Genomic DNA, 21,685 nt, shown 5'->3' on the forward strand with positions numbered 1-21,685 from the left:
CTTTAGCCTTGCTGATGAATCGAAATGGTGCAGGTGGTGCCCGCCACCAGCGGCAAGTCGGCGGGGACGTTGAGCAATTTTATCCTCACCGGCACTCGCTGGGCCAGACGGACCCAGGGCACGTTGGGTTTGACGTCCATTAATAGATCGCCATTGCTTTCGGCGCTCTGATCGTAAATGGCGCGGCCAATGCTCTCCACCTGACCCTGCAGCGGAATGTTGCCGTTATATAAAACGATGTCCGCCTTATTGCCCTCTTTTATATGCTTCAGCTTGGTCTCTTCAAAATAGCCGAGCACATAAAAAGAATGAACGTCCACCAGCGCCACCAGCGGGGTGCCCGCGGTGGCATAGTTTCCTGCCCGCGCCTGTAAATTGGTGATGTAGCCGTCCGTCGGGGCGTAAATTCGGGTTTTGCTTAAATTCCATTTAGCCTGTTCCAGCGTCGCCTGCGCGGCTTTATAGGCGGCTTTCATTGCCTGCGCGGTTAAATTCGCCTCGTCCATATCCTCCGCGGAAATAACGCTGCGCGGCAGCCCGCGGCGGCGCGCGGCTTCGTGGTCCGCCTTGGCCATGTCGGAGCGCGCTTTTGCCAACGCCGCCTCGGCATTGTCGAGCGCGATTTGATAAGGCACCGGGTCGAGGGTAAAAATCAGACTTCCCGCAGGTACGAATTGATTGTCATGAACGCCTATTTTCTCTAATCTTCCAGAAACTTCGGGCGTGATATTGACCAGTTCGGCGCGCACCTTTCCGTCGCGGGTCCAGGGGGATTGCATATAATAATTCCACAGCCACCAACCGGCGCAAACGGCCGCGGCGCAAACGATCACCGTCGAAAAATATTTCAATGTTTTACGCTTCATGGGTTACCAACTCGCTAAAATCCATAAGGAACCGCTGAGGGTCAGAACAAAAATAGACAAATCCATCAGCATCGGATGCCAGATCTCGCCGGAATAAATCCAGTCTCGTAACAGGTGATGTATCAGCAACCATAAAACCAGCCCCAGCAAAAAAGCTTTAAATATCGGTGGAAAATAAAGCGATGCGCCCAACACCAAATCGGGCAGGGGAGACGAAGCCTGTAGCCATGATGTATTCACATTAACAATCCCTAAGGGTGAATATGTTGAATATTTGCATAACGATTAAACAATAACTGACAAAAATAGTGGCTATTTCCACAATATACATTATATACATTTGTGTTTTTAATGTGAGTTACCCAAAATAGACTAAACTCTGGGAGATAATGTTAGCATGCTAATTATAAGGAGGGGTAAGTGGAGTCAACATTAGGTTCAGATTTAGCACGATTGGTTCGTGTTTGGCGCGCGCTCATCGATCATCGGCTCAAGCCGCTGGCGCTGACCCAAACGCATTGGGTCACCTTGCACAATATCAATCGCTTACCGCCGGAGCAGTCGCAGATCCAGCTGGCGAAAGCGATCGGCATTGAGCAGCCGTCACTGGTCCGCACGCTGGACCAACTGGAGGAGAAGGGGCTGATTACTCGCCACACCTGTGCCAATGACCGCCGAGCGAAGCGCATCAAGCTGACCGAAGCGGCCGATCCGATCATCAGGGAAGTGGACAGCGTCATCACCTCGACGCGCAGCGAAATCTTGAGCGGCATTACCGCCGATGAAGTGCAACTGTTGGTAGGTCTGATTGGCAAGCTGGAACAGAACATCACCGAACTGCAGAACAAACAATAATATTCTTTTCTTTTACGATTACATTTCACAGCATCAGAAATAAAAAAACCGGAGGCCATCGCCTCCGGTTTTACTTCGTTCGGCCGGCTTACAGCGGCGAAACGGTGATGGTATCGCCCATCTGCGCCATACGCACGCGCTGCCCCGGGCTGAACTTGGTCGCCCCGGCCTTCTGAACCACCACGACGTTGTCTTTCTGATCGGTTTTGATCTCCAGCTCAACGCCGTCGGTACGGCCGGCGGCCGCGCCAATCTGGTCGCCCGCTACGCCGCCGGCCACTGCGCCTGCGGCGGTCGCCAGGCTGCGGCCGGTGCCGCCGCCGATGGTATTGCCGAGGAAGCCGCCGAGTACGGCACCGCCGATGGTGCCAATCATGTTGGAGCCGCCTTCGCCCTGGATCTTGACCGGACGCACAGAAACCAGCGTGCCGTAACGTACGGTCTGCACCTGTTTGGCCTGTGAGGCGCTGTAAACGTCGCCGGACATGGAATCATTGGAACACCCCGCCAGGGTAACGGCGGCGATGGCAACGACGAGAAGACGCTTGATCATATAAAACTCCTGATTGTGGTAGTCCATAACCTGGGGAACCTTTCCAGGCCAGATTCAGTGAAAATAATAGACAAAGTATGGTTTAAAGCCACGAATATCACCATTTTCCATACCTATCGCTGCATGCAGCTTAACTTTCCTCTGTTCAACCAATAATAAACCGCTGTTTAGCTTTATGACAGCATCGCCGCGCTTTCCGTTTCGGGTTGAGGCGCGGTTTAACGCCGATTATCCCCGTCGCCGAACCCCGGCAAACGGGCGCCGCGCTCACAACGCTGAAAAAAGGCATCATAATTCATGGCGTTAATCTTTTAATTCTGGTTTATTTGTCAGGTTAAATGTTTGCTTCCCCGTGCGGGTTAAAGGATGTTGCTATGAAGTCAGGCCGCTATATAGGTGTTATGTCTGGCACCAGTCTGGATGGCGTCGACGTGGTGTTGGCCGCGATCGACGAACGTATGGTGGCGCAACAGGCCAGCTACAGCCACCCGATGCCGATCCAGCTGAAGAAGGATATTTTGGCCATGTGCCAGGGGCAGCAAACCACGCTGGCCGCGGTTGGCCGGCTGGATGCGCAGCTGGGCACGCTGTTTGGCGAAGCGGTGCTCGGGCTGCTGAAGCAGACCGGCATTCCGCCGCAGCACGTTACCGCCATCGGCTGCCACGGCCAGACGGTATGGCACGAACCCGAGGGCGATGCGCGCTTCTCGATGCAGCTGGGCGATAACAACCGCATCGCCGCGCTGACGGACATCACCACCGTCGGCGATTTCCGCCGGCGCGATATGGCCTACGGCGGCCAGGGCGCCCCCTGGTGCCGGCGTTCCATCAGGCGCTGCTGGCGCATCCGACCGAGCGCCGCATGGTGCTGAACATCGGCGGCATCGCCAACCTTTCCCTGCTGCTGCCCGGCACGCCGGTGCGCGGCTTCGACACCGGCCCGGGCAATATGCTGATGGACGCCTGGGTTTGGCGTCATCTTTCCCAGCCTTACGACAAGGACGGTGCCTGGGCGATGCAGGGGCGCGTTTGCCTGCCGCTGTTGCAGCAGATGCTGGCGGATCCGTATTTTGCGCTGCCGGCGCCGAAGAGCACCGGCCGCGAGTATTTCAACGCCGCCTGGCTGGAACGACAGCTGGCCGGCTTGCCGGCGGTCAGCCCGCTCGACGTGCAGACGACCCTGACGGAGCTGACGGCCGTCACCATTTGCGAACAGGTGCAGTTGGCCGGCGGCTGCGAGCGGCTGCTGGTGTGCGGCGGTGGGGCGCGCAACGGCCTGCTGATGGCGCGCATGGCGGCGATGCTGCCGGGCACCGAGGTGGGGCTGACCGACGATTTCGGCGTCAGCGGCGACGACATGGAGGCGCTGGCCTTCGCCTGGCTGGCGTTCCGCACGCTGTCCGGCCAGCCCGGCAACCTGCCGTCGGTGACCGGCGCCAGCCGCGAAACCCTGCTGGGTGGGATTTATCCGGTTTTGCCTTTGGCCCCTCGTCAGCTCTGTTAGGATAGAAATGGATTGATTTCCCTAAGGAGCAACAAGATGAAAAAGGTCATTCTTGCCGCAGGCGCGCTGGCGCTGTCCGGCTGCAGCTACTTCCTGCCGCAAAGCAGCCAGACGTTGCATTATCAGTGCGGCACCACGCCGCTGACGGTGTCGCTGGACGGCAAGGCGAGCGAGGTCAGCTTCTTGATGGACGGCGAGCAGCTGCATTTGAAGCAGGTGCTGGCGATGACCGGCGCCAAGTACAGCGACGGCAAGTACACTTTCTGGTCCAAGGGCCAAAATGCCTACGTCGAGCGTAACGACAGGGTGATTATGAGCGACTGCGTGCAGGCCAACTGATCGGCCGGGGCGGCGTCAGAACGATTGAGATCCTGATGCCGCAGGCGCAGAATGTAACGACAGATTTTTCGGTTGGTTGATAAACCAGATGATTGAAAAGAACGAGTTTGATGTTGCGGACCTGCGCCGTGAATACACCCGGGGCGGCCTGCGCCGCAACGATCTGACCGCCAATCCGCTCGAGCTGTTTGAACGCTGGCTGAAACAGGCCTGCGCTGCTCGCCTGGCCGATCCTACCGCGATGTGCGTGGCGACGGTCGACGAAAACGGCCAGCCTTATCAGCGCATCGTGCTGCTGAAGCACGTCGATGACAAAGGGCTGGTGTTCTACACCAACCTCGGCAGCCGCAAGGCGCAGCAGCTGGCGCAGAACCCGCATATCAGCCTGCTGTTCCCCTGGCACATGCTTGACCGTCAGGTTATCTTCCTGGGCAAGGCCGAGCGCCTGTCGACGCTGGAGGTGCTGAAGTACTTCCACAGCCGGCCGAAGGACAGCCAGATCGGCGCCTGGGTTTCCCAGCAGTCCTCGCGCATTTCCGCGCGCGGCGTGCTGGAGAGCAAATTTCTCGAGCTGAAGCAAAAATTCCAACAGGGCGAGGTACCGCTGCCGAGTTTCTGGGGCGGATTCCGCGTTGATTTCGACTCCGTCGAGTTTTGGCAGGGCGGCGCCAACCGCCTGCATGACCGTTTCCTGTATCAGCGGGACGGGAATGACTGGAAAATTGACCGACTGGCACCCTGAAATCGGAAAATCCCCTCTAAGCGCTGGCACTGACGTCGCCGGCGCTTTATTCTATGCGCTACCCTGAATTTTTGTATTTCGCCACTGGGCGAAAGGCCGTGTACCGGCAAAGGTGCATTCGTTTATACATGGAGTCTTTGATGGCAAGCAGCAACTTGATTAAACAACTGCAAGAGCGGGGCCTCGTTGCCCAGGTTACGGATGAGGAAGCGTTAGCAGAGCGACTGGCGCAAGGGCCAATTGCACTGTATTGCGGTTTCGATCCGACCGCCGACAGCTTGCATTTGGGCCATCTGGTTCCTCTGTTGTGCCTGAAGCGCTTCCAGCTGGCCGGCCATCAGCCGGTCGCGCTGGTGGGCGGCGCCACCGGTCTGATCGGCGATCCGAGCTTCAAGGCGGCCGAGCGCAAGCTGAACACCGCCGATACGGTGAATGAGTGGGTGGAGAAAATCCGCAAGCAGGTTTCTCCGTTCCTCGATTTCGACTGCGGCAGCAACAGCGCCATCGCCGCCAACAACTATGACTGGTTCGGCGGCATGAACGTGCTGACCTTCCTGCGCGATATCGGCAAGCACTTCTCCGTCAACCAGATGATCAACAAGGAAGCGGTCAAGCAGCGTCTGAACCGCGACGACTCCGGCATCTCTTTCACCGAGTTCTCCTACAACCTGCTGCAGGGCTTCGACTTCTCCGAGCTGTACAACCGCCATCAGGTTGAGCTGCAGATCGGCGGTTCCGATCAGTGGGGCAACATCACCTCCGGCATCGACCTGACCCGCCGCATGCACCAGAAGCAGGTGTTCGGCCTGACCGTGCCGCTGATCACCAAAGCGGACGGCACCAAGTTCGGCAAGACCGAAGGCGGCGCAGTCTGGCTGGCGCCGGAAAAAACCAGCCCGTACAAGTTCTACCAGTTCTGGATCAACACCGCCGACGCCGACGTTTACCGTTTCCTGAAGTTCTTCACCTTCATGAGCCTGGAAGACATCAACGCGCTGGAAGAAGAAGACAAGAACAGCGGCAAGGCGCCGCGCGCCCAGTACGTGCTGGCGGAAGAAGTGACCGGCATGGTGCATGGCGCGGAAGGCCTGGCTGCGGCCAAGCGCATCACCCAGAGCCTGTTCTCCGGCGCGCTGCACGAGATGACCGAGGCCGACTTCGCCCAGCTGGCGCAGGACGGCATGCCGACCATCAGACTGGATGGCGACGCCGACCTGCAGCAGGCGCTGGTGAACGCCGAGCTGGTGCCGTCGCGCGGCCAGGCGCGCACCATGATCGGCTCCAACGCGGTCACCGTCAATGGCGAGAAGCAATCCAACGCGGAATACGCTTTCAGCGAAGCGGATCGCCTGTTCGGCCGCTACACGCTGCTGCGCCGCGGCAAGAAGCATTACTGCCTGGTGGACTGGAAATAATACGCTAACGACGAGAAGGGGCCCCGGTGGCCCCTTTATTTTTTGGGTATGCAGGGTAATATGAAAAATATTCTTTCTATTCAGTCGCATGTGGTGTTTGGGCATGCCGGCAACAGCGCGGCGGAGTTCCCAATGCGCCGCATGGGCGTTAACGTCTGGCCGTTGAACACCGTGCAGTTTTCCAATCATACCCAGTACGGCAAATGGACCGGCTGCGTGATGCCGGCCAGCCACCTGAGCGAGATCGCGCAGGGGATCGCGGATATCGATCAATTGAAACGCTGCGACGCGGTGCTGAGCGGCTATATCGGCTCGCCGGAGCAGGGCGGCCATATTTTGGAGATCGTGCGGCAGGTCAAGCTGGCCAATCCGAACGCCTGGTATTTCTGCGATCCGGTGATGGGCCATCCGGAAAAGGGCTGCATCGTGGCGCCGGGCGTGGCTGAATTTCATTGCCGGCAGGCGTTGCCGTGCAGCGACATGATTGCGCCAAACCTGCTGGAGCTGGAACTGCTGAGCGGGCGCGACGTCGCCGATGTCGCTCAGGCGGTGAGTGCGGCGCGCGAGCTGATCGCCAAAGGGCCGAAAGTGGTGTTGGTCAAACATCTGAGCCGCGCCGGTTATCATCCGGATTGCTTCGAAATGCTGCTGGTGACCGCGGACGAGGCCTGGCACATCAGCCGCCCGCTGGTGGACTTCGGCGCACGCCAGCCGGTGGGCGTGGGTGACCTGACCAGCGGCCTGCTGTTGGTTAACCTGCTGCAAGGCGAGGCGCTGGATAAAGCGCTGGAACACGTCACCGCCGCGGTCTATGAAGTGATGCTGACTACCCAGGAAATGGGCGAATATGAACTGCAGGTGGTGGCGGCGCAGGATCGCATCGTGCATCCCCGCAGCGCATTCAGCGCGGTAAAACTGTAACGCCGTATGCCGCCCCGGCGCAAAACGCCGGGGCGCGCGATTATTTCAGTCCTTCGGCGCTCAGCGCCGCTTCCACCGCCGGGCGCGCCGCGACGCTGTCGAACCAGGCCGCCAGGTGGGCATGCTGTCGGATATCAAACTGCAGGGCGATCGCCCAGCGCAGCACGGTAAACAGATAGGCGTCCGCTACGCTGAAACGGCTCCCCAACAGAAAGTGCTGCCTGGCCAACACCGAATCCAGGTAGCTGAACTGCTGCTCAAGCCTGGCGCGCGCGATGGCCTTGTACTCATCCGGCGTTTTGGGGTTGAACAGCGGGCTGAATCCCTTGTGCAACTCGGTGGCGATGTAGTTCAGCCATTCGATCGCATGGTAGCGCGACAGGGTGCCGGCCGCCGGGATCAGGTTGCGATCCGGCACGCGGTCGGCCAGGTATTGCACAATAGCCACGCCTTCGGTCAGCAGGCTGCCGTCATCAAGCACCAGCGCAGGCACCTGTCCTTTGGGGTTGATGCTCAGGTAATCCGCACCGCTTTCGGTTTTCTTTTGCGCCAAATCGACCTTTTCCGCCGTAAAATCCAGGCCGGCCTCGCGCAGCACGATGTGCGGGGAGAGCGAACAGGCGCCGGCTTTATAGAACAGTTTCATCGGAAGCTCCTTGATAGTGATGATTGACAGGCATGCTTAACCTCTCATCCTAGTTCCATAACGTTAAAATTACAGCGGATTAGCTAACAAATTTAGCCGATCAGCGCCTCTTCCGGCTGCAACTGCGCCAGGGTGGCGGCGATCTGCTGTTGCAGCGCCTGCGGGGCGACCTGCATCGGCGAGCGCAGCTCGTTGCGGATCAGCCCCTGCTGCGCCAACGCCGCCTTGACCGGCGCCGGGTTAGGGAAGCTGAACATCTGGTGGATCATCGGCAGCAGTGCATAAAAGTTGCTGCGCGCCGCCGCCAGATCGCCACTGGCCACCTGCTGCACCAGCTGGACGAAACGCTCGGGGTGCAGGTGCGCAGAGGCGGAGATGGCACCGGTGCCGCCCAGGCACAGGGTGGTGAGGATCAGGTTGTCTTCACCGGTCAGCACGTCGATTTCGCCGTCGGCGATCAAGGCCATGGTGGCGTCCGGGTTGCCGCCGCAGTCTTTAACGGCGACGATGCGCGGGTGACGGGCCAGCTGGCGCAGGGTCGCCAGCTCCAGCGCGATGCCGGTGCGCTGCGGAATGTTGTACAGGATCACCGGCACGCTGGCGGCGTCGGCCAACTGGGTGAAATAGTCCACCAGGCCGCACTGCGACGGGCGAATGTAATAGGGGGCCGGGATCAGCACCCCGGCGATGTCGCGCAGCTGAATGGCCTGCTGCATCTGCAGGGTGGCGGCCATGTTGTTGCCGGACAGCCCCATCACCACCTGGTGCGCAGGCGCCACCTCCAGCACCGCATCGAGCACCGCCAGCTGCTCTTCCTTGCTTAACGCGGCGGCCTCGCCGGTAGAGCCGCAGACCACCAGCCCGGAGACGCCGGAGGCCAGCAGGTGCTGCGCCAGCCGTTTGGCCGCCGGCAGGTCGACGGCGTCGTTATTGAAGGGAGTCACCAGCGCAACCCAAATACCGGAAAATGAGGCCATATAATGTTCCTTTTGTGTGACCGAGAGAGAAGCCGGATGAGAATACCAGGGGGCAGCGTTGCGTACCGGCCTGTCAGCGCATCTGACGGGACAGCGCGCCGATGGCCAACGCCGGGGTACGGGATGCATCGGAATGGCGCAAGTCAGTCATGGCGGTCTCATGAAAAGTGGATGTCGGCTGATAATGAATATTCTTCATTATGCTGTCAATTTACAACAGCTTGATAACATTGTTATTCATGATGCGCTTGGGCAGATGAGTTTAGCTAATAAATGAAAAATCCCCGCGGCGGCGGGGATTTTCGGCGCAGCGATTAACGCGGAGGGCGCGTGCTGATCGAGGCGGACCAGCTGTAGGTTTCGCCGCTGGGCTTGACCCGATTGGCTTTGCGCTCGGCGCGCGCCGCCTTGGCGATTTTTTCTCTGGCGGCCATGATGCGCGCCACCACCTCGTCCTTGATCTTGTTCTGCTCGGCGTTGGTCAGCGGGCGGCCCTGCTGCTTGCGCGCCTTGTCCAGTTCGGTTTTTACTTCACGTTGTTCGCTTTCGGTCATTTCTTTCAGCGTCAGTTTTTTCATCTATGCAGCCCGTTCGGTGAAGTTGACCGTCAGTGTACAGGATTTATTTGACGGAAGATGTTGTCGACGTAACGGAAATGCCGGGCAGGGCGAAACGCGGCGTTATATCTCGTCCAGCAGCTCGCCGAGAAAACGCCGCATGCGCTCGGTGCGCTGCTGCGCCAGCCGCCGCCCGGCGGCGGTCTGGAACCCTTCCTGCAGCTTGAACAGCTTGGTTTCGAAATGGTCGAGGGTGAAGCGCTTATCGTCGTACTGACGCAGCTGCGCCAGCGGGTCGCCGGCGTCGTACAGCGCGCTGCGCATGCGGCCGCCGATATAAAAGCAGCGCGCCACGCCAATCATGCCGATGGCGTCGAGGCGGTCGGCGTCCTGCAAGATTTTCGCCTCCAGCGTTTCCGGGGCAATGGCGGCGGAGAAGCTGTGCGCCTCGATGGCGTGGGCCACAGCGGCGATATCCTGCGGCTCCCAGCTCAGCTGCGCCAGGGTCAGCGACGCCTTTTCCGCCGCCATGCGCGAGGCCAGGTGCCGCTGGGGCGAGTTCTTTTCGACCGCCACGCAGTCGTGCAGCAGCACCGCGGCGCAGAGCCGGCGACGATCGCCGCCTTCCCGCTCGCTGATATGGCGGCAGTTCTTCCATACCCGGTGCAGATGAGCCACGTCGTGCGAGCCGTCGTCAGAGTCGAGGGTCAGCGGCAGCAGGGCCTGCGCCAGCGTCTCATAGGGCGAGAACGGCTGCAGCAGCGCTGGCGAAAGAGGGGATAAATGCACGTTTTGCTCCTGGTTGGCGGAAATCGTCAATAATCATGGCAGCCGCAGATGCCATAAAAATGACGCTGAGGGCGGCGTATTGTTTACCCTATTGCAACGGACTATTGCCATATCCACGGTTTTTATCATGGAATAAGCAACCTACAATGGCGTGATTCCGGTCGGTGCCGCTTGGTGTTAGCACTGTGTCTGCGGCGGCTGGCCGGAATATCCCGCAAAGCCACAGGAGAAAAGACATGCCAACCCATCTTGAGGTCGTCCGCGCCACCTATGAAGGCAGTTCCGAAGAGAATGGCCGCAACCTGCTGGCGGCGCTGGCGCCCGACGCCGAGTGGACCGAAGCCGCCGGATTCCCCTACGCCGGCACCTACGTGGGCCCGGAGGCGATCGTCAAAAATGTGCATCAGCGTTTGGGCACCGAGTGGCAGGGTTACCGCGCCGACGTCGACCACTTCTATGACGCCGGCGACAACGTGATTGCCCAGGGTTTCTATCATGGCACCTATCGGGCTACCGGCAAGTCCTTCAGCGCATCGTTCGCGCATATTTATACGCTGCGCGACGGCAAGATAGTCAAGTTCGTGCAGGTGGTCGACAGCGCCAAAGTGCTGGAAGCCATGCGGCCCTAAAGGCCGCTGCGCTTGCCGAATTTGCGGTCGTATTCGCGCCGGTAGCCGCGGGCGCGGTTGCGATCGCGGATCCATAAATAGCCGCACACCAGCGCGACCGCCCCCGAAAAGGTGACGTTGCGCATATCCCGGTCATACCAAAACACCAGCAGCGCATCCAGCGCAGCGATAAAGGCAATCCATTTGTACATATGGGATTGACGCCGCGTGGCGGCGTTAAGTCGCTTTAACTGTCTGGCCTCGTGCAGCACCGGCTTCGGTTGCATAACGTCTCGTCTAGTAATTGTCTTGGCGATAAATTAGCAGAATCCGCCCGAGCGCCGCAAAGGTTAACGCAGGCCGCCGCACGATAGCGCCGGCATCACAACGCCATGATCGCCTCTATCTCCACGCTGACCTGCGGCGAAAACAGGGCGCTGACCGCCATCAGGGAACAGGCCGGCAGCGCGCCGTCAAAATAATCGAACAGCACCGGGCGCACCGCAGGCAGCGCGGCGATGTCGGTCAAAAAGACGCCGATCTTGATCAGCGCCTTCAAATTAGTGCCTTCTTCCGCGGCGATGGTCGCCAGCTGTTCCAGAATCGCCTGGGTCTGCTGCGCCGCAGCCTGGCCCTGCGCCTCGGTGGCGAACGCCGTCAAGCCGGAGACATACAGCAGATCGCCGTGGCGCACCGCGTGCACATAAGGCCCGCCCGGCGTGGGCAACTGCGGATAATTAATGCGTTTTAATGACGTCATGGTAAAACCCCTCGCGAGATTTATTAAAAAAAGCGGCAAACTTGGTTAGGATAACTGGCGCAACGCCGGTAAATCGCGGCGATCTATCGTATCACTCACATCTGTTTTCCTGTGCCGTCCGCTTCACGCAATGAGCAATCGGCGGGGATCACCGCAACAAGGTCAGGGGCCAATGAACCGGGCATTTATACCCTATATGCAACGCTGGCGGCTGGAGCCGGACGGCCAGGCCTTCGAAACCCACAGCAGCCTGCTGATGCCGGTGCGCTATCGCGGGGACGCCGCCATGCTGAAAATCGCCCGCGAACAGGAAGAGAAATTTGGCGGCCGGCTGATGTGCTGGTGGCGGGGCGAAGGCGCGGCGCGGGTGCTGGCATGGCATGAAGACGGCATCTTGCTGGAGCGCGCCCAGGGCAGCGGTTCGCTGGCGCAGCTGGTACGCGACGGCGATGACGCCCAGGCGACGGCGATCCTGTGCCGGGTCATCGCCGGCCTGCATGCTCCCCGCCCGCAACCCTTGCCGGAACTGATCCCGCTGCACCAGTGGTTCAACTCGCTGTGGCCTGCGGCGCAGGCGCACGGCGGCATGCTGCGCCTCAGCGCCACCGCGGCGGCCGAGTTGCTGACCAGCCCGCGGGAGGAAGGGGTGCTGCACGGCGATATTCATCATGACAACGTGCTGGACTTCGGCGAACGCGGCTGGTTGGCGATCGATCCCAAACGACTGTACGGCGAGCGCGGTTTCGATTACGCCAATATTTTCTGCAATCCCAATTACGGCATCGCCACCGACCCGGCGGTTTTTCAGCGCCGGGTGGAGCAGATTTGTCGGCTGGCGGGGTTGGATCGCCGCCGTCAGCTGCAGTGGATCCTGGCCTGGTCGGGGCTCTCCGCCGCCTGGTTTATGGAGGACGGCGAAGCGGCCGACATCGACTTCCGCGTGGCCGAGCTGGCGGCGCGCGCGCTGGGCCTGGCGCTGCCGGACGGTGATTCAGGGTTCATCCTGCCAGTAATCGAGCGAGGCTGAGGGGCGCTGCAGATACCGCACCGGTTCGCCGTCGCCGCCGCGCCCGCTAGCCTGATATTTGCCTGAGTCCGGATATTCCACCAGTTCGGGCTGCTCCCGGGTGCTGACCGACAGGTATTTCAGCGGCGCATCCGAGGTGTTGATGATTTGATGCGGATATTCCGGGCCCGGCGGGATAAAAATGATATCGCCGCTGACGATCGGCAGCCGCTCTCCGGCAACCCGCAAGGTGCCGCTGCCTTGCAGAATGATGAACATCTCCTCCTGCGCGTAGTGAAAGTGGTAGGGGCAGGAACGCATGCCCGGCGCCACCCAATCGATGGAGGCGCCCAGCTTCTCTGCTGCGGTGCCGGTGCCGAGACGGGCGCCGACGCTGTCATACAGCGGCGCCCGTTGCTCGCGGCGTGTCTCTGCCCGATCGAAATTGCGGATCAGGCGCTGGGCTAACTGCGCGGCTTTCTCATTCATAGGTTCTCTCGTGACGCTGTCACCTGCCGGTTGACGATGGCGAGGGCAAATCCGTCCCCCGTCTTCAGGTAAATCGCTGCTGAGCACCTCAAGTGAAGGCGCCGCCGCGTGTCTTGTCAACGTCATGTGCACGTTTTTCACGGCGCGGGCGTGCGCCGCGGCAGCGAGAGCAGCAGGTGGGCGATGGCGCCGCCGATAATGCCCCAAAAAGCGGAACCGACCCCCAGCAGCGTCACGCCGGAGCCGGTGATCAAAAAGGCGATCAAGGCCGCGTCGCGTTGCCTCTCGTCGTGCAGGGCGCGTTGCAGGCTGCCGCCGATGGTGCCCAGCAGCGCCAGCCCGGCGATGGTCTGGATCAGCGCCGCCGGCAGCGCGCTGAACAGCATGCCGATGGCGCCGCCGAACAGCCCGGCCAGCAGGTAGAAGGCGCCGGCGGCGACCGCGCCCATATAGCGGCGCTGCGGGTCGGGGTGCACGTCCGGCCCCATGCAGATAGCGGCGGTGATGGCGGCGATGCACACCGAGAATCCGCCGAACGGCGCCAGCAGCAGGGCGGTCAGCGCGGTCCAGCCGATCAGGGGCGACGTCGGCACGCTGTAGCCGGCCGCCTTCAGCGTGGCGATGCCGGGGGCGTTTTGCGACGCCATGGTCACCACGAAGAACGGCACGCCGATGCCCAGCAGCGTCGACGCGCTGAAGTGCGGGGTGATAAATTCCGGCATGGCGAAGGCCCACGGCTGTTGGGCCAGGTGAATATTGCCCTGCAGCGCGGCGATGGCCAACCCGCTCAGCAAGGTCAAGACGATGGCATAGCGCGCCAGATAGCGGCGGCTGAGCAGGTACGCCAACCCCATGCCGGCGCTGAGGGCGAAGTTAACCTGCAGCGAGGCGAAAGCGTCCAGGCCGAAGCGCAGCAAAATGCCCGCCAGCATCGCGGCGGAGATCGCCTGCGGAATAAAGTCCATCAGCCGGGCGAACAGGCCGGTCACGCCGCACAGCAGGATCAGCCCGGAGGCGAAGATGAAGACGCCGATCGCCTCATTTAGCGGGGTGCCGGGCAGGCTGGTCACCAGCAGCGCCGCGCCGGGCGTCGACCAGGCGGTCAGGATCGGCGTGCGGTAATACAGCGAAAGGCCAAGCGAAGTGACGCCCATCCCCAGCCCCAGCGCGCTCAGCCAGCCGCCGATCTGCAGCGGCGTGGCGCCCGCGGCGGCGGCGGCCTGGAAGATGATCGCGGCGGAGCTGGTGTAACCGACCAGCACGGCGACAAAACCGGCCATGACGGCGGGCAGCGTCAGATGACGCAGGGAAAGGGCTGGGCGCATGGCGGGCTCCGGGAATGATGATTCGTGCGTTATAACGCACAGCGAAAATCAGCATAGCATCGTGCGTTATAGCGCACAAGTGGCTATAATCGCCGCCAAAAGCAGGGGGAGACATTATGCAGGAACTGACCGGCCATTTGGCGCACACCCTTCGCACGCTGCGCGCTCAGCGCGGCTGGAGCCTGACGCAGGCGGCCGCGCATACCGGCGTCAGCAAGGCGATGCTCGGGCAGATTGAACGCGGCGAGTCCAGCCCGACGGTGGCGACGTTGTGGAAGATCGCCACCGGTTTCAACGTGGCGTTTTCGGCCTTTCTCGAGGCTGCGCCGCTGCAGCAGCAGGCCGCGCTGCACCGCTACGGCGATTTGCCGGTGTTCGACCAGCACAATGCCGATATGCGCGTGGTGCCGCTGTTCCCGTTCGACAGGCAGCTGGGTTTCGACATGTTTGTCATCGATCTGGCGCCCGGGGCGCTCAGCGAATCTTCGCCCCATGAGCCGGGCGTCATCGAGCACGTGATCGTCATCAGCGGCCGGCTGGAGCTGGCGATCGACGGCCAATGGCACCGTCTGGCCGCCGGCGAGGCGATGCGTTTTCAGGCCGATCGGCCGCACGCCTACCGCAATGCCGGCCAGCAATCGGTGCGCATTCACGATCTGATCCACTATCCTAAATCCTGACTCAACGCCCTGGGCGCAGCCTTTGACTCTGCGCCGCCAAACGCCTACCTTGTTGAAAATGACTCTTATTTCTCGGCCAAAAGGAGCTTGATTTTGCCGGTCAGCAATCGACGTCAGTTTATTAAACTCAGCGCACAAACCGCAGGAGCCGTATTCGCGATGACTTCATTACCCAACAGTATTCGCCTGGCGATGGCGGCGGAAGGCGGCAGCGCCGCCGGCGATGAATTCCTGTGGCTGGAAGAGCTGCAGGGCAAGGCCGCGCAGCAATGGGTGCAGCGGGAAAACCAGCGCACCGCCGCGCGTTTTGCGCAGGGAGAGGGCTTCCACCAGCTGGAGCGGCAGGTGCTGGATATCCTCAATAAGGACACCCAGATCCCCTGGATCAGCAAACGCGGCGACTACTACTACAACTTCTGGCAGGATCAGGCCAACCCGCGCGGCCTGCTGCGCCGCACGACGCTGGCGGAATACCGCAAGGCCAGGCCGGCGTGGGAAACCGTGCTGGACATCGACGCGCTGGGCAAGGCGGAGGGCAAGGACTGGGTGTATCACGGTTCGCAGCCGCTGGCGCCGGAATACCGCTATTGCCTGATGGAACTGTCGCCGGACGGCGGCGACGCCACCGAAATTCGCGAGTTCGACCTGATCGCGAAGGCCTTCGTGAAGGACGGATTCCGGCTGCCGGTGGCCAAAAGCCAGGCGTCGTGGATCGATAAAGACACGCTGTTTATCGCCACCGATTTCGGCCCCGGATCCATGACCCAGTCCGGCTACGCGCGCATCGCCAAGCGCTGGCGCCGCGGCACGCCGCTGAGCGCCGCCGAAACCCTGTACCAGGCGCAGCCGGAGGATATGGCGGTATTCGCCTATCACGATCGCACGCCGGGCTTCGAGCGCGACTACGTTGGCCGCAGCCTGGATTTTTACCGTCGCGAAAGCTTCTTGCTGACCGCGCAGGGCCGGCAGATCAAGATTGAGATCCCGGAAGACGCCGAATTCGATACCCACCGCGAATGGCTGCTGATCAAGCCGAGCAGCGACTGGCAGGTGGGCGGCAAGCGCTATCCGTCCGGCGCGCTGCTGGCGGCCAACTTCGACGACTATCTGGCCGGCAAGCGTGAGCTGCAGGTGCTGTTCACCCCCAATGAGCAGATGGCGCTGAGCGGTTACAGCGGCACGCGCGGGAGTCTGATCCTCAGCATTATGGATAACGTGGTGAACCGCCTGGAGGTGCTGACGCCGCACGGCGACGGCTGGCAGCGGCGGCCACTGGGCAACCCGGGCGCCATCAGCACCATTTCCGCCGGCGGCATCGATGAGGAAACCAACGATTATTTCCTGACCATCGGCGGCTTCCTGCAGCCGACCTCGCTGTACATGGGCAACCTCGACGGCGGTGAGGCGGAGCTGCTGAAGCAGGGGCCGCAGGACTTCGACGCCGGCGGCTATCAGGTCAGCCAGCACTTCGCCCGTTCGAAAGACGGCACCCGGGTGCCGTACTTCCAGATCGCCGCCAAAGCGCTCAGGCTGGACGGCAGCAATCCGACGCTGCTGTATGGCTACGGCGGTTTTGAAGTGCCGCTGCTGCCGGGCTACATGGGCAGCAAGGCGCCAACCTGGCTGGAGCGCGGCGGGGTGTACGTGGTGGCCAATATCCGCGGCGGCGGCGAATATGGGCCGGCCTGGCACCAGGCGGCGCTCAAGCAGCATCGCCACCGCGCCTATGAGGACTTCGCCGCGGTGGCGGAAGATCTGATTGCGCGAAAGGTGACGTCGTCACAGCATCTGGGGGCGCGCGGCGGCAGCAACGGCGGGCTGCTGGTCGGCAACATGCTGACGCAGTATCCGCAGCTGTTCGGCTGCATCGTTTGCGAAGTGCCGCTGCTCGACATGCAGCGCTACACCCAACTTTCCGCCGGCGCCTCGTGGATTGCCGAGTACGGCGATCCGTCCAGGCCGGAGCAGTGGGCCTATATCAAGAGCTTCTCGCCGTACCATAACATCAAGACGCAGGTGGCCTACCCGCCGGTGCTGTTCTACACCGCCACCAGCGACGACCGGGTTAACCCGGCGCACGCGCGCAAGATGGCGGCGCGCATGCAGCAAATGGGCTACCAGCAGGTGTATTTCTATGAGAATACCGAGGGCGGGCACAGCGCGGCGGCCGATAAGAAGCAGGCGGCGTTCCACAGCGCGCTGGTCAGCGAATTTATGTGGGCCAGCCTGAGCGGCAAACCGGCCTGAGCCGCGGCAATCGCCGCCGCTCGGGCAGCACCACCGCGGTATCTTCCACAAAGTGGGCATCGGGATACGCCGCAGCTGTCGGCGGGAAGGTGGGTAATGGCTTGGGTAAAGTGCGTGGCGGCTCTCTCGTTAAACGGCAGGGGATGATTAAACGATTATCAGATGGATAGGTCCGCCAATCCGGTCGAATTGCCCGCCGCCGACCGGTAATCTGCGCTGTATCGCAGCGTCAGGGCGACGCATTCCGTTGCGGCTAGGCAACGGCAAAAAAAACGGGGCGACAAGCCCCGTTGGTCATGATTAGCGCCCAGAGGCGATCAGTTGGCGGCAGCGGCTTCCTGCGCCTTCTGGTTAGCGTCTTCGGCGGTATCCAGCGTCATGCGGTACAGCTTCGGCGCGGTCAGCATCATCAGGATGGCGATCGCCGCGGTGGCGATGCCGATTTGCATAAACACGTGGCTGTAGATGGCCAGCGAAGCATGCGCATCGTTGATGTCGTCTGGCACCGCGGTCAGGCCGGCCACCTTGCCGGCGATCAGTGCGGCGGCGGCGGTGGTCAGGAACCAGGAGCCCATGATGAAGCCCATCAGGCGTTGCGGCACCAGCTGCGCCACCATCGCCAGGCCCAGGCCGGAGATCATCAGCTCGCCGATGCTCTGCAGCGCGTAGCTGAGGATCAGCCAGTTAACCGAGACGATGCCCTGTTCGTTGGCGAAGCTGGCGCCCCATGGCAGCACCAGGAAGGCGCAGGAGCACAGGATCATGCCGAAGGCGAACTTGTGCGGCATCGGCAGGCGGTCGCCCATCTTGTTGTACAGCGCGGCCAGAATGGGGCTGGCCAGCATGATCCAGAACGGGTTCAGCGCCTGATACTGCTCGGGTTCAAAGGCGATGCCGAGGATGCTGTGCTCCACGTTGTGGATGGCGAAGAAGTTCAGCGAGGTCGGCATCTGGCTATACAGCACAAAGAATACCACCGCTTCCAGCATCAGCAGGAAGGCGACGATCATCTTGCGGCGTGCGGCGCCGTGCAGCGCGAAGGTCTCTTTGGCGAACACGATGACGATGCCGACAGAGATGATCGCCAGCGCCCAGCGGGCTATCGTCTGGTTGTGCAGCAGCCAGCTGGACACCAGGATCAGCGCGACCACGCCGACCAGCACCATCAGCAGTTTTGGCAGGTGCAGCGGCTTGAAGTCCGGCTTGGAACCGTGCTGTTTCACCCACTTGTGGCAGAACATAAAGTTGACCAGAGTGATCAGCATGCCCACCACGCTGAGGGAGAAGGCGACGCTCCAGCCGTATTTCGCCGCCAGCCACGGGGTGGCCAGCATCGAGAAGAAGGAACCGATGTTCACCGACATATAGTACATGGTGAACGCGCCATCGAGACGCGGGTCGTCTTTCTCATAGCAGGTAGACAACAGGGACGACGGGTTGGCCTTGAACAGGCCGCTGCCCACGGCGATGGTCGCCATGCCCAGATAAACCCAGAAGATCTCGTGGCCGGAGTAGGCCACCATGGCGTAACCGGCGGCCAGCACCAGCGCGCCCAGCACGATCACGCGCTTGGAGCCCAGCACCTTGTCGCCCAGCCAGCCGCCGATGGCGACGAAGCCGTACACCAGTGCGCTGAAAGAAGAGAACAGGGTGATGGAGTCGGCTTCGCTCAGGCCAAGCATCTTGACCAGATAAACCGCCATGATGCCCTGCAGGCCGTAATAACCGAAGCGTTCCCAGAGTTCGATCGAGAAGATCAGGTAGAACGCCTTAGGCTGTTTGAAGGCGTTGAGACTCACGCTCTCCGGTTGTTTGCTGTTGTTGTTTGCTGTTGACACTGGTACCTCTGTTTTTTCGCAGCCCGACTCAAGCAGACGGGAAAGTGCAAAAGGTGATGCGGAACTGCATCCTTCTGCGTTGTTATAGGATGGAATGACGGCGGTTAATGTTCACTATCTTTGTCAACGAGGCAAGCAGTTTGTCATATTCGGTTACATATAACGGCGGCGGGATTATGCAGCGATGTTGCAAATGTTATGCAGTATTAACGTTTGAGTTTGTCTGCTTTGCCGATTTTTTATTTCGATTAAAAGCTATACGAAATTTAAACAGGGATATATTCTGCTGAGATGCGTTTTTTTGGTTCATCGAAGTGGTGGTGGTGAATAATCCATTGAATTGTTGTGCATATAGTGGATTTGGCAAAATTATGAAAAACAAGACGCGGTGGGCTGGCATTTGTGAACGCATTGTGATCGTTAAAGCGTGATGCCGACCGCAATTTTTAACTAATTTTCCGCTTGAAAATAACTCTGAGATGGGATTTTCGCTGAAATCCGCGATAACGCCGGGGTTACTGCTGCGTGATATCACATTTTTGATAAAAAATAAGGCGCTGAGCGCCAGAGGCGGGACGGGGCGCACATGGCGCCCGCAGGATCAGGCGTCGGGGTAAACCTTCTCGTTAAACTCGCACAGGTCTTCGATAATACAGGAGCCGCAACGCGGTTTTCTCGCGATGCAGGTATAGCGGCCGTGCAGGATCAGCCAGTGGTGGCAGTCGACCTTGAACTCGGCGGGCACCACTTTCAGCAGCTTCTCCTCCACCAGATCGACGTTCTTGCCCGGCGCGAAGCGCGTGCGGTTGCACACCCGAAAGATATGGGTATCCACGGCGATGGTCGCCCAGCCAAAGGCGGTGTTGAGCACCACGTTGGCGGTTTTGCGGCCCACCCCCGGCAGCGCTTCCAGCGCGGCGCGGTCTTCCGGCACTTCACCGCCGTGCAGCTCCAGCAGCATGCGGCAGGTTTTAATGACGTTCTCGGCCTTGCTGTTGAACAGGCCGATAGTCTTGATGTATTCCTTCACGCCGTCGACGCCCAGCGCCAGCATGGCGGCGGGGGTGTTGGCGACCGGATAGAGCTTCGCGGTGGCCTTGTTGACGCTGACGTCGGTGGCCTGCGCGGAGAGCAGCACCGCGATCAGCAACTCAAACGGCGTGGTGTACACCAGTTCGGTAGTCGGGTGCGGGTTGTTGTCCCGCAGGCGGGTGAGAATTTCCAGTCGTTTTTGCTTGTTCATCAGGCCTTCTCCGCGCGTCCCGGCTGCAGCGCGGGTGGGTTCACGGTGGCCTGAGCCTTGCGCGCCTTCATTTTTTCGTCGATCAGGTATTTCACCGCCAGCAGCAGCCCCAGGCCGATAAAGGCGCCCGGCGGCAGCATCGCCAGCAGGAACGGGCTGTCGAAGTGCACCACTTCGATACGCAGCACCTTGGCCCAACTGCCCAGCAGCATGTCGGCGCCGTCGAACAGGGTGCCGTTGCTCAGCAGTTCGCGCATCGAACCCAGCGTCACCATAACGCCGGTGGCGCCCAGGCCGATGGCCAGGCCATCCAGCGCCGACAGGCCGACCGGTTTCCTGGCGGCCACCGCTTCGGCGCGGCCCACCACGATGCAGTTGGTGACGATCAACGGAATAAAGATCCCCAGCGACTGGTACAGGCCGAAAGCGTAGGCGTTGATCAGCATCTGCACGATGCTCACCACCGCGGCGATGATCATCACGTAGATCGGGATGCGCACTTCGCTCGGCACCCAGCGGCGCACCGCGGAGATGGAGCTGTTGGTCAGCACCAGCACCAGCGTGGTGGCCAGGCCCAGGCCGAGGGCGTTGGTCACGGTGGAGGTCACGGCCAGCAGCGGACACATCCCCAATAGCTGCACCAGGGCGGAGTTGTTTTTCCACAACCCCTGGACAATCAGATCTTTTGCTTCACTCATTCGCTGGCTCCACAGGCAGGTAAGCTCTCAAGTTTAGGCGGCAGCGTTTCCATATACAACGCCGTTCGGCGCACCGCGTTCACTACCGCACGCGGGGTGATGGTGGCGCCGGTGAATTGATCGAACATGCCGCCGTCCTTCTTCACCGCCCAGCGTTTGTCGTCCGGGCCTTCGATTTTCTGGCCGCTGAAGAAGGCGATCCAGTTCGAAATGCGCAGCTCAATCTTGTCGCCGAGGCCGGGGGTCTCATGGTGTTCGATCACCCGGGTGCCGAGCACGGTGCCGCTGAAATCGGCGCCGACCAGCAGCTGAATGGCGCCCGAGTAGCCGTCCGGCGCGGTGGTTTCCAGCGCCGCGGCGCTCGGTTGGCCGCTCTTGCGCGCCAGATACAGGCGATGCGGCGCGCCGTTGCCCAGCGCCGGATCGCTAACCAGGAAACACTCGGCCTGCATGTCGTTGTCGTAGTATTCCGGCGGCACCACCTGATCGAACAGCGCTTTTTGCTGCAGCGTCGCCTGATGGGCGATGGTTTTTTGCGTCAGGCCGTTGACCACCGCGGTCAGGCCGGTGGTCACCGCGGCAAACACCGCCAGCGTGGTGCCATGCTTTCTCATTGACTTCAGCATC

25 protein-coding genes and 1 pseudogene are annotated in these 21,685 nt (G+C 61.0%); 11 read left to right on the forward strand and 15 right to left on the reverse strand.

Annotated features, from left to right (window positions below; translation table 11 throughout):
- Nucleotides 1–2 precede the first annotated feature (2 nt).
- Nucleotides 3–866, reverse strand: coding sequence for an HlyD family secretion protein (locus D7I37_RS19095; protein WP_061795559.1), 864 nt, complete (start codon nt 864–866; stop codon nt 3–5).
- 3 nt (nt 867–869) lie between these two features.
- A complete protein-coding gene (locus D7I37_RS19100) occupies nt 870–1,106 on the reverse strand; it encodes a DUF1656 domain-containing protein (RefSeq protein WP_174524336.1) in 237 nt (78 codons plus the stop codon).
- 180 nt (nt 1,107–1,286) lie between these two features.
- Here D7I37_RS19100 and slyA point away from each other — a divergent pair, with 180 nt between their 5' ends.
- Nucleotides 1,287–1,721, forward strand: coding sequence for a transcriptional regulator SlyA (gene slyA / locus D7I37_RS19105; protein ID WP_061795560.1), 435 nt, complete (start codon nt 1,287–1,289; stop codon nt 1,719–1,721).
- Between the two features lie 88 nt (nt 1,722–1,809).
- Here the strand turns inward: slyA and D7I37_RS19110 are convergent, their stop codons facing one another.
- A complete protein-coding gene (locus D7I37_RS19110; protein WP_061795679.1) occupies nt 1,810–2,274 on the reverse strand; it encodes a glycine zipper 2TM domain-containing protein in 465 nt (154 codons plus the stop codon).
- 374 nt (nt 2,275–2,648) lie between these two features.
- On the opposite strand from D7I37_RS19110, the pseudogene anmK reads away from it, so the two are divergent.
- From anmK to pdxY, 5 genes and pseudogenes are all read left to right on the forward strand, one after another.
- Nucleotides 2,649–3,778, forward strand: a pseudogene (gene anmK / locus D7I37_RS19115) (anhydro-N-acetylmuramic acid kinase).
- A gap of 36 nt (nt 3,779–3,814) precedes the next feature.
- On the forward strand, nt 3,815–4,117 hold the full coding sequence (locus D7I37_RS19120) for an MliC family protein (protein ID WP_061795562.1): 303 nt from the start codon (nt 3,815–3,817) through the stop codon (nt 4,115–4,117).
- 88 nt (nt 4,118–4,205) lie between these two features.
- Nucleotides 4,206–4,859, forward strand: a complete 654-nt coding sequence (gene pdxH / locus D7I37_RS19125) for a pyridoxamine 5'-phosphate oxidase (RefSeq protein WP_061795563.1) — start codon at nt 4,206–4,208, stop codon at nt 4,857–4,859.
- A gap of 140 nt (nt 4,860–4,999) precedes the next feature.
- On the forward strand, nt 5,000–6,274 hold the full coding sequence (gene tyrS / locus D7I37_RS19130) for a tyrosine--tRNA ligase (RefSeq protein WP_061795564.1): 1,275 nt from the start codon (nt 5,000–5,002) through the stop codon (nt 6,272–6,274).
- Between the two features lie 60 nt (nt 6,275–6,334).
- The gene (pdxY, locus tag D7I37_RS19135; RefSeq protein WP_061795680.1) at nt 6,335–7,195 is read left to right on the forward strand and encodes a pyridoxal kinase PdxY; all 861 of its coding nucleotides are present in this window, start codon (nt 6,335–6,337) and stop codon (nt 7,193–7,195) included.
- A gap of 40 nt (nt 7,196–7,235) precedes the next feature.
- On the opposite strand, the gene gstA is transcribed toward pdxY, so the two are convergent.
- Complete coding sequence (gstA, locus tag D7I37_RS19140) at nt 7,236–7,841, reverse strand: glutathione transferase GstA (protein ID WP_095097301.1); 606 nt, start codon at nt 7,839–7,841, stop codon at nt 7,236–7,238.
- A gap of 92 nt (nt 7,842–7,933) precedes the next feature.
- Complete coding sequence (gene dapA / locus D7I37_RS19145) at nt 7,934–8,818, reverse strand: 4-hydroxy-tetrahydrodipicolinate synthase (protein WP_095097304.1); 885 nt, start codon at nt 8,816–8,818, stop codon at nt 7,934–7,936.
- A 58-nt stretch (nt 8,819–8,876) separates the two neighbouring features.
- Here dapA and D7I37_RS19150 point away from each other — a divergent pair, with 58 nt between their 5' ends.
- Nucleotides 8,877–9,095 carry a hypothetical protein gene (locus D7I37_RS19150; RefSeq protein ID WP_129544174.1) on the forward strand — a complete coding sequence of 73 codons (219 nt, stop codon included), beginning with the start codon at nt 8,877–8,879 and terminating at the stop codon, nt 9,093–9,095.
- Between the two features lie 37 nt (nt 9,096–9,132).
- Here the strand turns inward: D7I37_RS19150 and D7I37_RS19155 are convergent, their stop codons facing one another.
- Together D7I37_RS19155 and D7I37_RS19160 are read right to left on the reverse strand one after the other, a co-directional pair.
- Nucleotides 9,133–9,396: a DUF3811 domain-containing protein gene (locus tag D7I37_RS19155; RefSeq protein ID WP_061795567.1), complete on the reverse strand. Its 264-nt coding sequence runs from the start codon at nt 9,394–9,396 to the stop codon at nt 9,133–9,135.
- Between the two features lie 102 nt (nt 9,397–9,498).
- On the reverse strand, nt 9,499–10,164 hold the full coding sequence (locus tag D7I37_RS19160) for an HD domain-containing protein (protein ID WP_129544175.1): 666 nt from the start codon (nt 10,162–10,164) through the stop codon (nt 9,499–9,501).
- A gap of 236 nt (nt 10,165–10,400) precedes the next feature.
- On the opposite strand from D7I37_RS19160, the gene D7I37_RS19165 reads away from it, so the two are divergent.
- On the forward strand, nt 10,401–10,793 hold the full coding sequence (locus D7I37_RS19165) for a nuclear transport factor 2 family protein (protein ID WP_129544176.1): 393 nt from the start codon (nt 10,401–10,403) through the stop codon (nt 10,791–10,793).
- Here the strand turns inward: D7I37_RS19165 and D7I37_RS19170 are convergent.
- Together D7I37_RS19170 and D7I37_RS19175 are read right to left on the reverse strand one after the other, a co-directional pair.
- The gene (locus D7I37_RS19170; protein ID WP_061795569.1) at nt 10,790–11,059 is read right to left on the reverse strand and encodes a hypothetical protein; all 270 of its coding nucleotides are present in this window, start codon (nt 11,057–11,059) and stop codon (nt 10,790–10,792) included. The two genes, D7I37_RS19165 and D7I37_RS19170, sit on opposite strands and share 4 nt — an antisense overlap.
- Nucleotides 11,060–11,154: 95 nt before the next feature.
- Nucleotides 11,155–11,532 carry a RidA family protein gene (locus D7I37_RS19175; protein WP_061795570.1) on the reverse strand — a complete coding sequence of 126 codons (378 nt, stop codon included), beginning with the start codon at nt 11,530–11,532 and terminating at the stop codon, nt 11,155–11,157.
- A 172-nt stretch (nt 11,533–11,704) separates the two neighbouring features.
- Between D7I37_RS19175 and D7I37_RS19180 the strand changes: the two genes are divergently transcribed.
- Nucleotides 11,705–12,559: an aminoglycoside phosphotransferase family protein gene (locus tag D7I37_RS19180; RefSeq protein WP_095097307.1), complete on the forward strand. Its 855-nt coding sequence runs from the start codon at nt 11,705–11,707 to the stop codon at nt 12,557–12,559.
- Here D7I37_RS19180 and D7I37_RS19185 read toward each other — a convergent pair.
- On the reverse strand, nt 12,524–13,027 hold the full coding sequence (locus tag D7I37_RS19185; RefSeq protein WP_061795572.1) for a cupin domain-containing protein: 504 nt from the start codon (nt 13,025–13,027) through the stop codon (nt 12,524–12,526). The two genes, D7I37_RS19180 and D7I37_RS19185, sit on opposite strands and share 36 nt — an antisense overlap.
- 137 nt (nt 13,028–13,164) lie before the next feature.
- Nucleotides 13,165–14,352: a benzoate/H(+) symporter BenE family transporter gene (locus D7I37_RS19190; protein ID WP_129544177.1), complete on the reverse strand. Its 1,188-nt coding sequence runs from the start codon at nt 14,350–14,352 to the stop codon at nt 13,165–13,167.
- A gap of 116 nt (nt 14,353–14,468) precedes the next feature.
- Between D7I37_RS19190 and D7I37_RS19195 the strand changes: the two genes are divergently transcribed.
- The gene (locus D7I37_RS19195; protein ID WP_061795574.1) at nt 14,469–15,032 is read left to right on the forward strand and encodes a helix-turn-helix domain-containing protein; all 564 of its coding nucleotides are present in this window, start codon (nt 14,469–14,471) and stop codon (nt 15,030–15,032) included.
- Nucleotides 15,033–15,191: 159 nt separating this feature from the next.
- Complete coding sequence (locus tag D7I37_RS19200; protein ID WP_061795575.1) at nt 15,192–17,279, forward strand: prolyl oligopeptidase family protein; 2,088 nt, start codon at nt 15,192–15,194, stop codon at nt 17,277–17,279.
- Between the two features lie 317 nt (nt 17,280–17,596).
- Here the strand turns inward: D7I37_RS19200 and dtpA are convergent, their stop codons facing one another.
- From dtpA to rsxG, 4 genes are all read right to left on the reverse strand, one after another.
- Nucleotides 17,597–19,117, reverse strand: a complete 1,521-nt coding sequence (dtpA, locus tag D7I37_RS19205; protein ID WP_129544178.1) for a dipeptide/tripeptide permease DtpA — start codon at nt 19,115–19,117, stop codon at nt 17,597–17,599.
- A 601-nt stretch (nt 19,118–19,718) separates the two neighbouring features.
- Nucleotides 19,719–20,360 carry an endonuclease III gene (nth, locus tag D7I37_RS19210; RefSeq protein WP_061795581.1) on the reverse strand — a complete coding sequence of 214 codons (642 nt, stop codon included), beginning with the start codon at nt 20,358–20,360 and terminating at the stop codon, nt 19,719–19,721.
- Nucleotides 20,360–21,058 carry an electron transport complex subunit E gene (locus D7I37_RS19215; RefSeq protein ID WP_061795582.1) on the reverse strand — a complete coding sequence of 233 codons (699 nt, stop codon included), beginning with the start codon at nt 21,056–21,058 and terminating at the stop codon, nt 20,360–20,362. Before D7I37_RS19215 ends, nth begins: the two co-directional genes overlap by 1 nt.
- The gene (gene rsxG / locus D7I37_RS19220; protein ID WP_061795682.1) at nt 21,055–21,684 is read right to left on the reverse strand and encodes an electron transport complex subunit RsxG; all 630 of its coding nucleotides are present in this window, start codon (nt 21,682–21,684) and stop codon (nt 21,055–21,057) included. The genes D7I37_RS19215 and rsxG overlap by 4 nt, the downstream gene beginning before the upstream one ends.
- Nucleotide 21,685 lies beyond the last annotated feature (1 nt).

The sequence above is a fragment of the Serratia sp. 1D1416 genome (assembly GCF_003641105.1).
Classification (GTDB): domain Bacteria; phylum Pseudomonadota; class Gammaproteobacteria; order Enterobacterales; family Enterobacteriaceae; genus Serratia; species Serratia ficaria.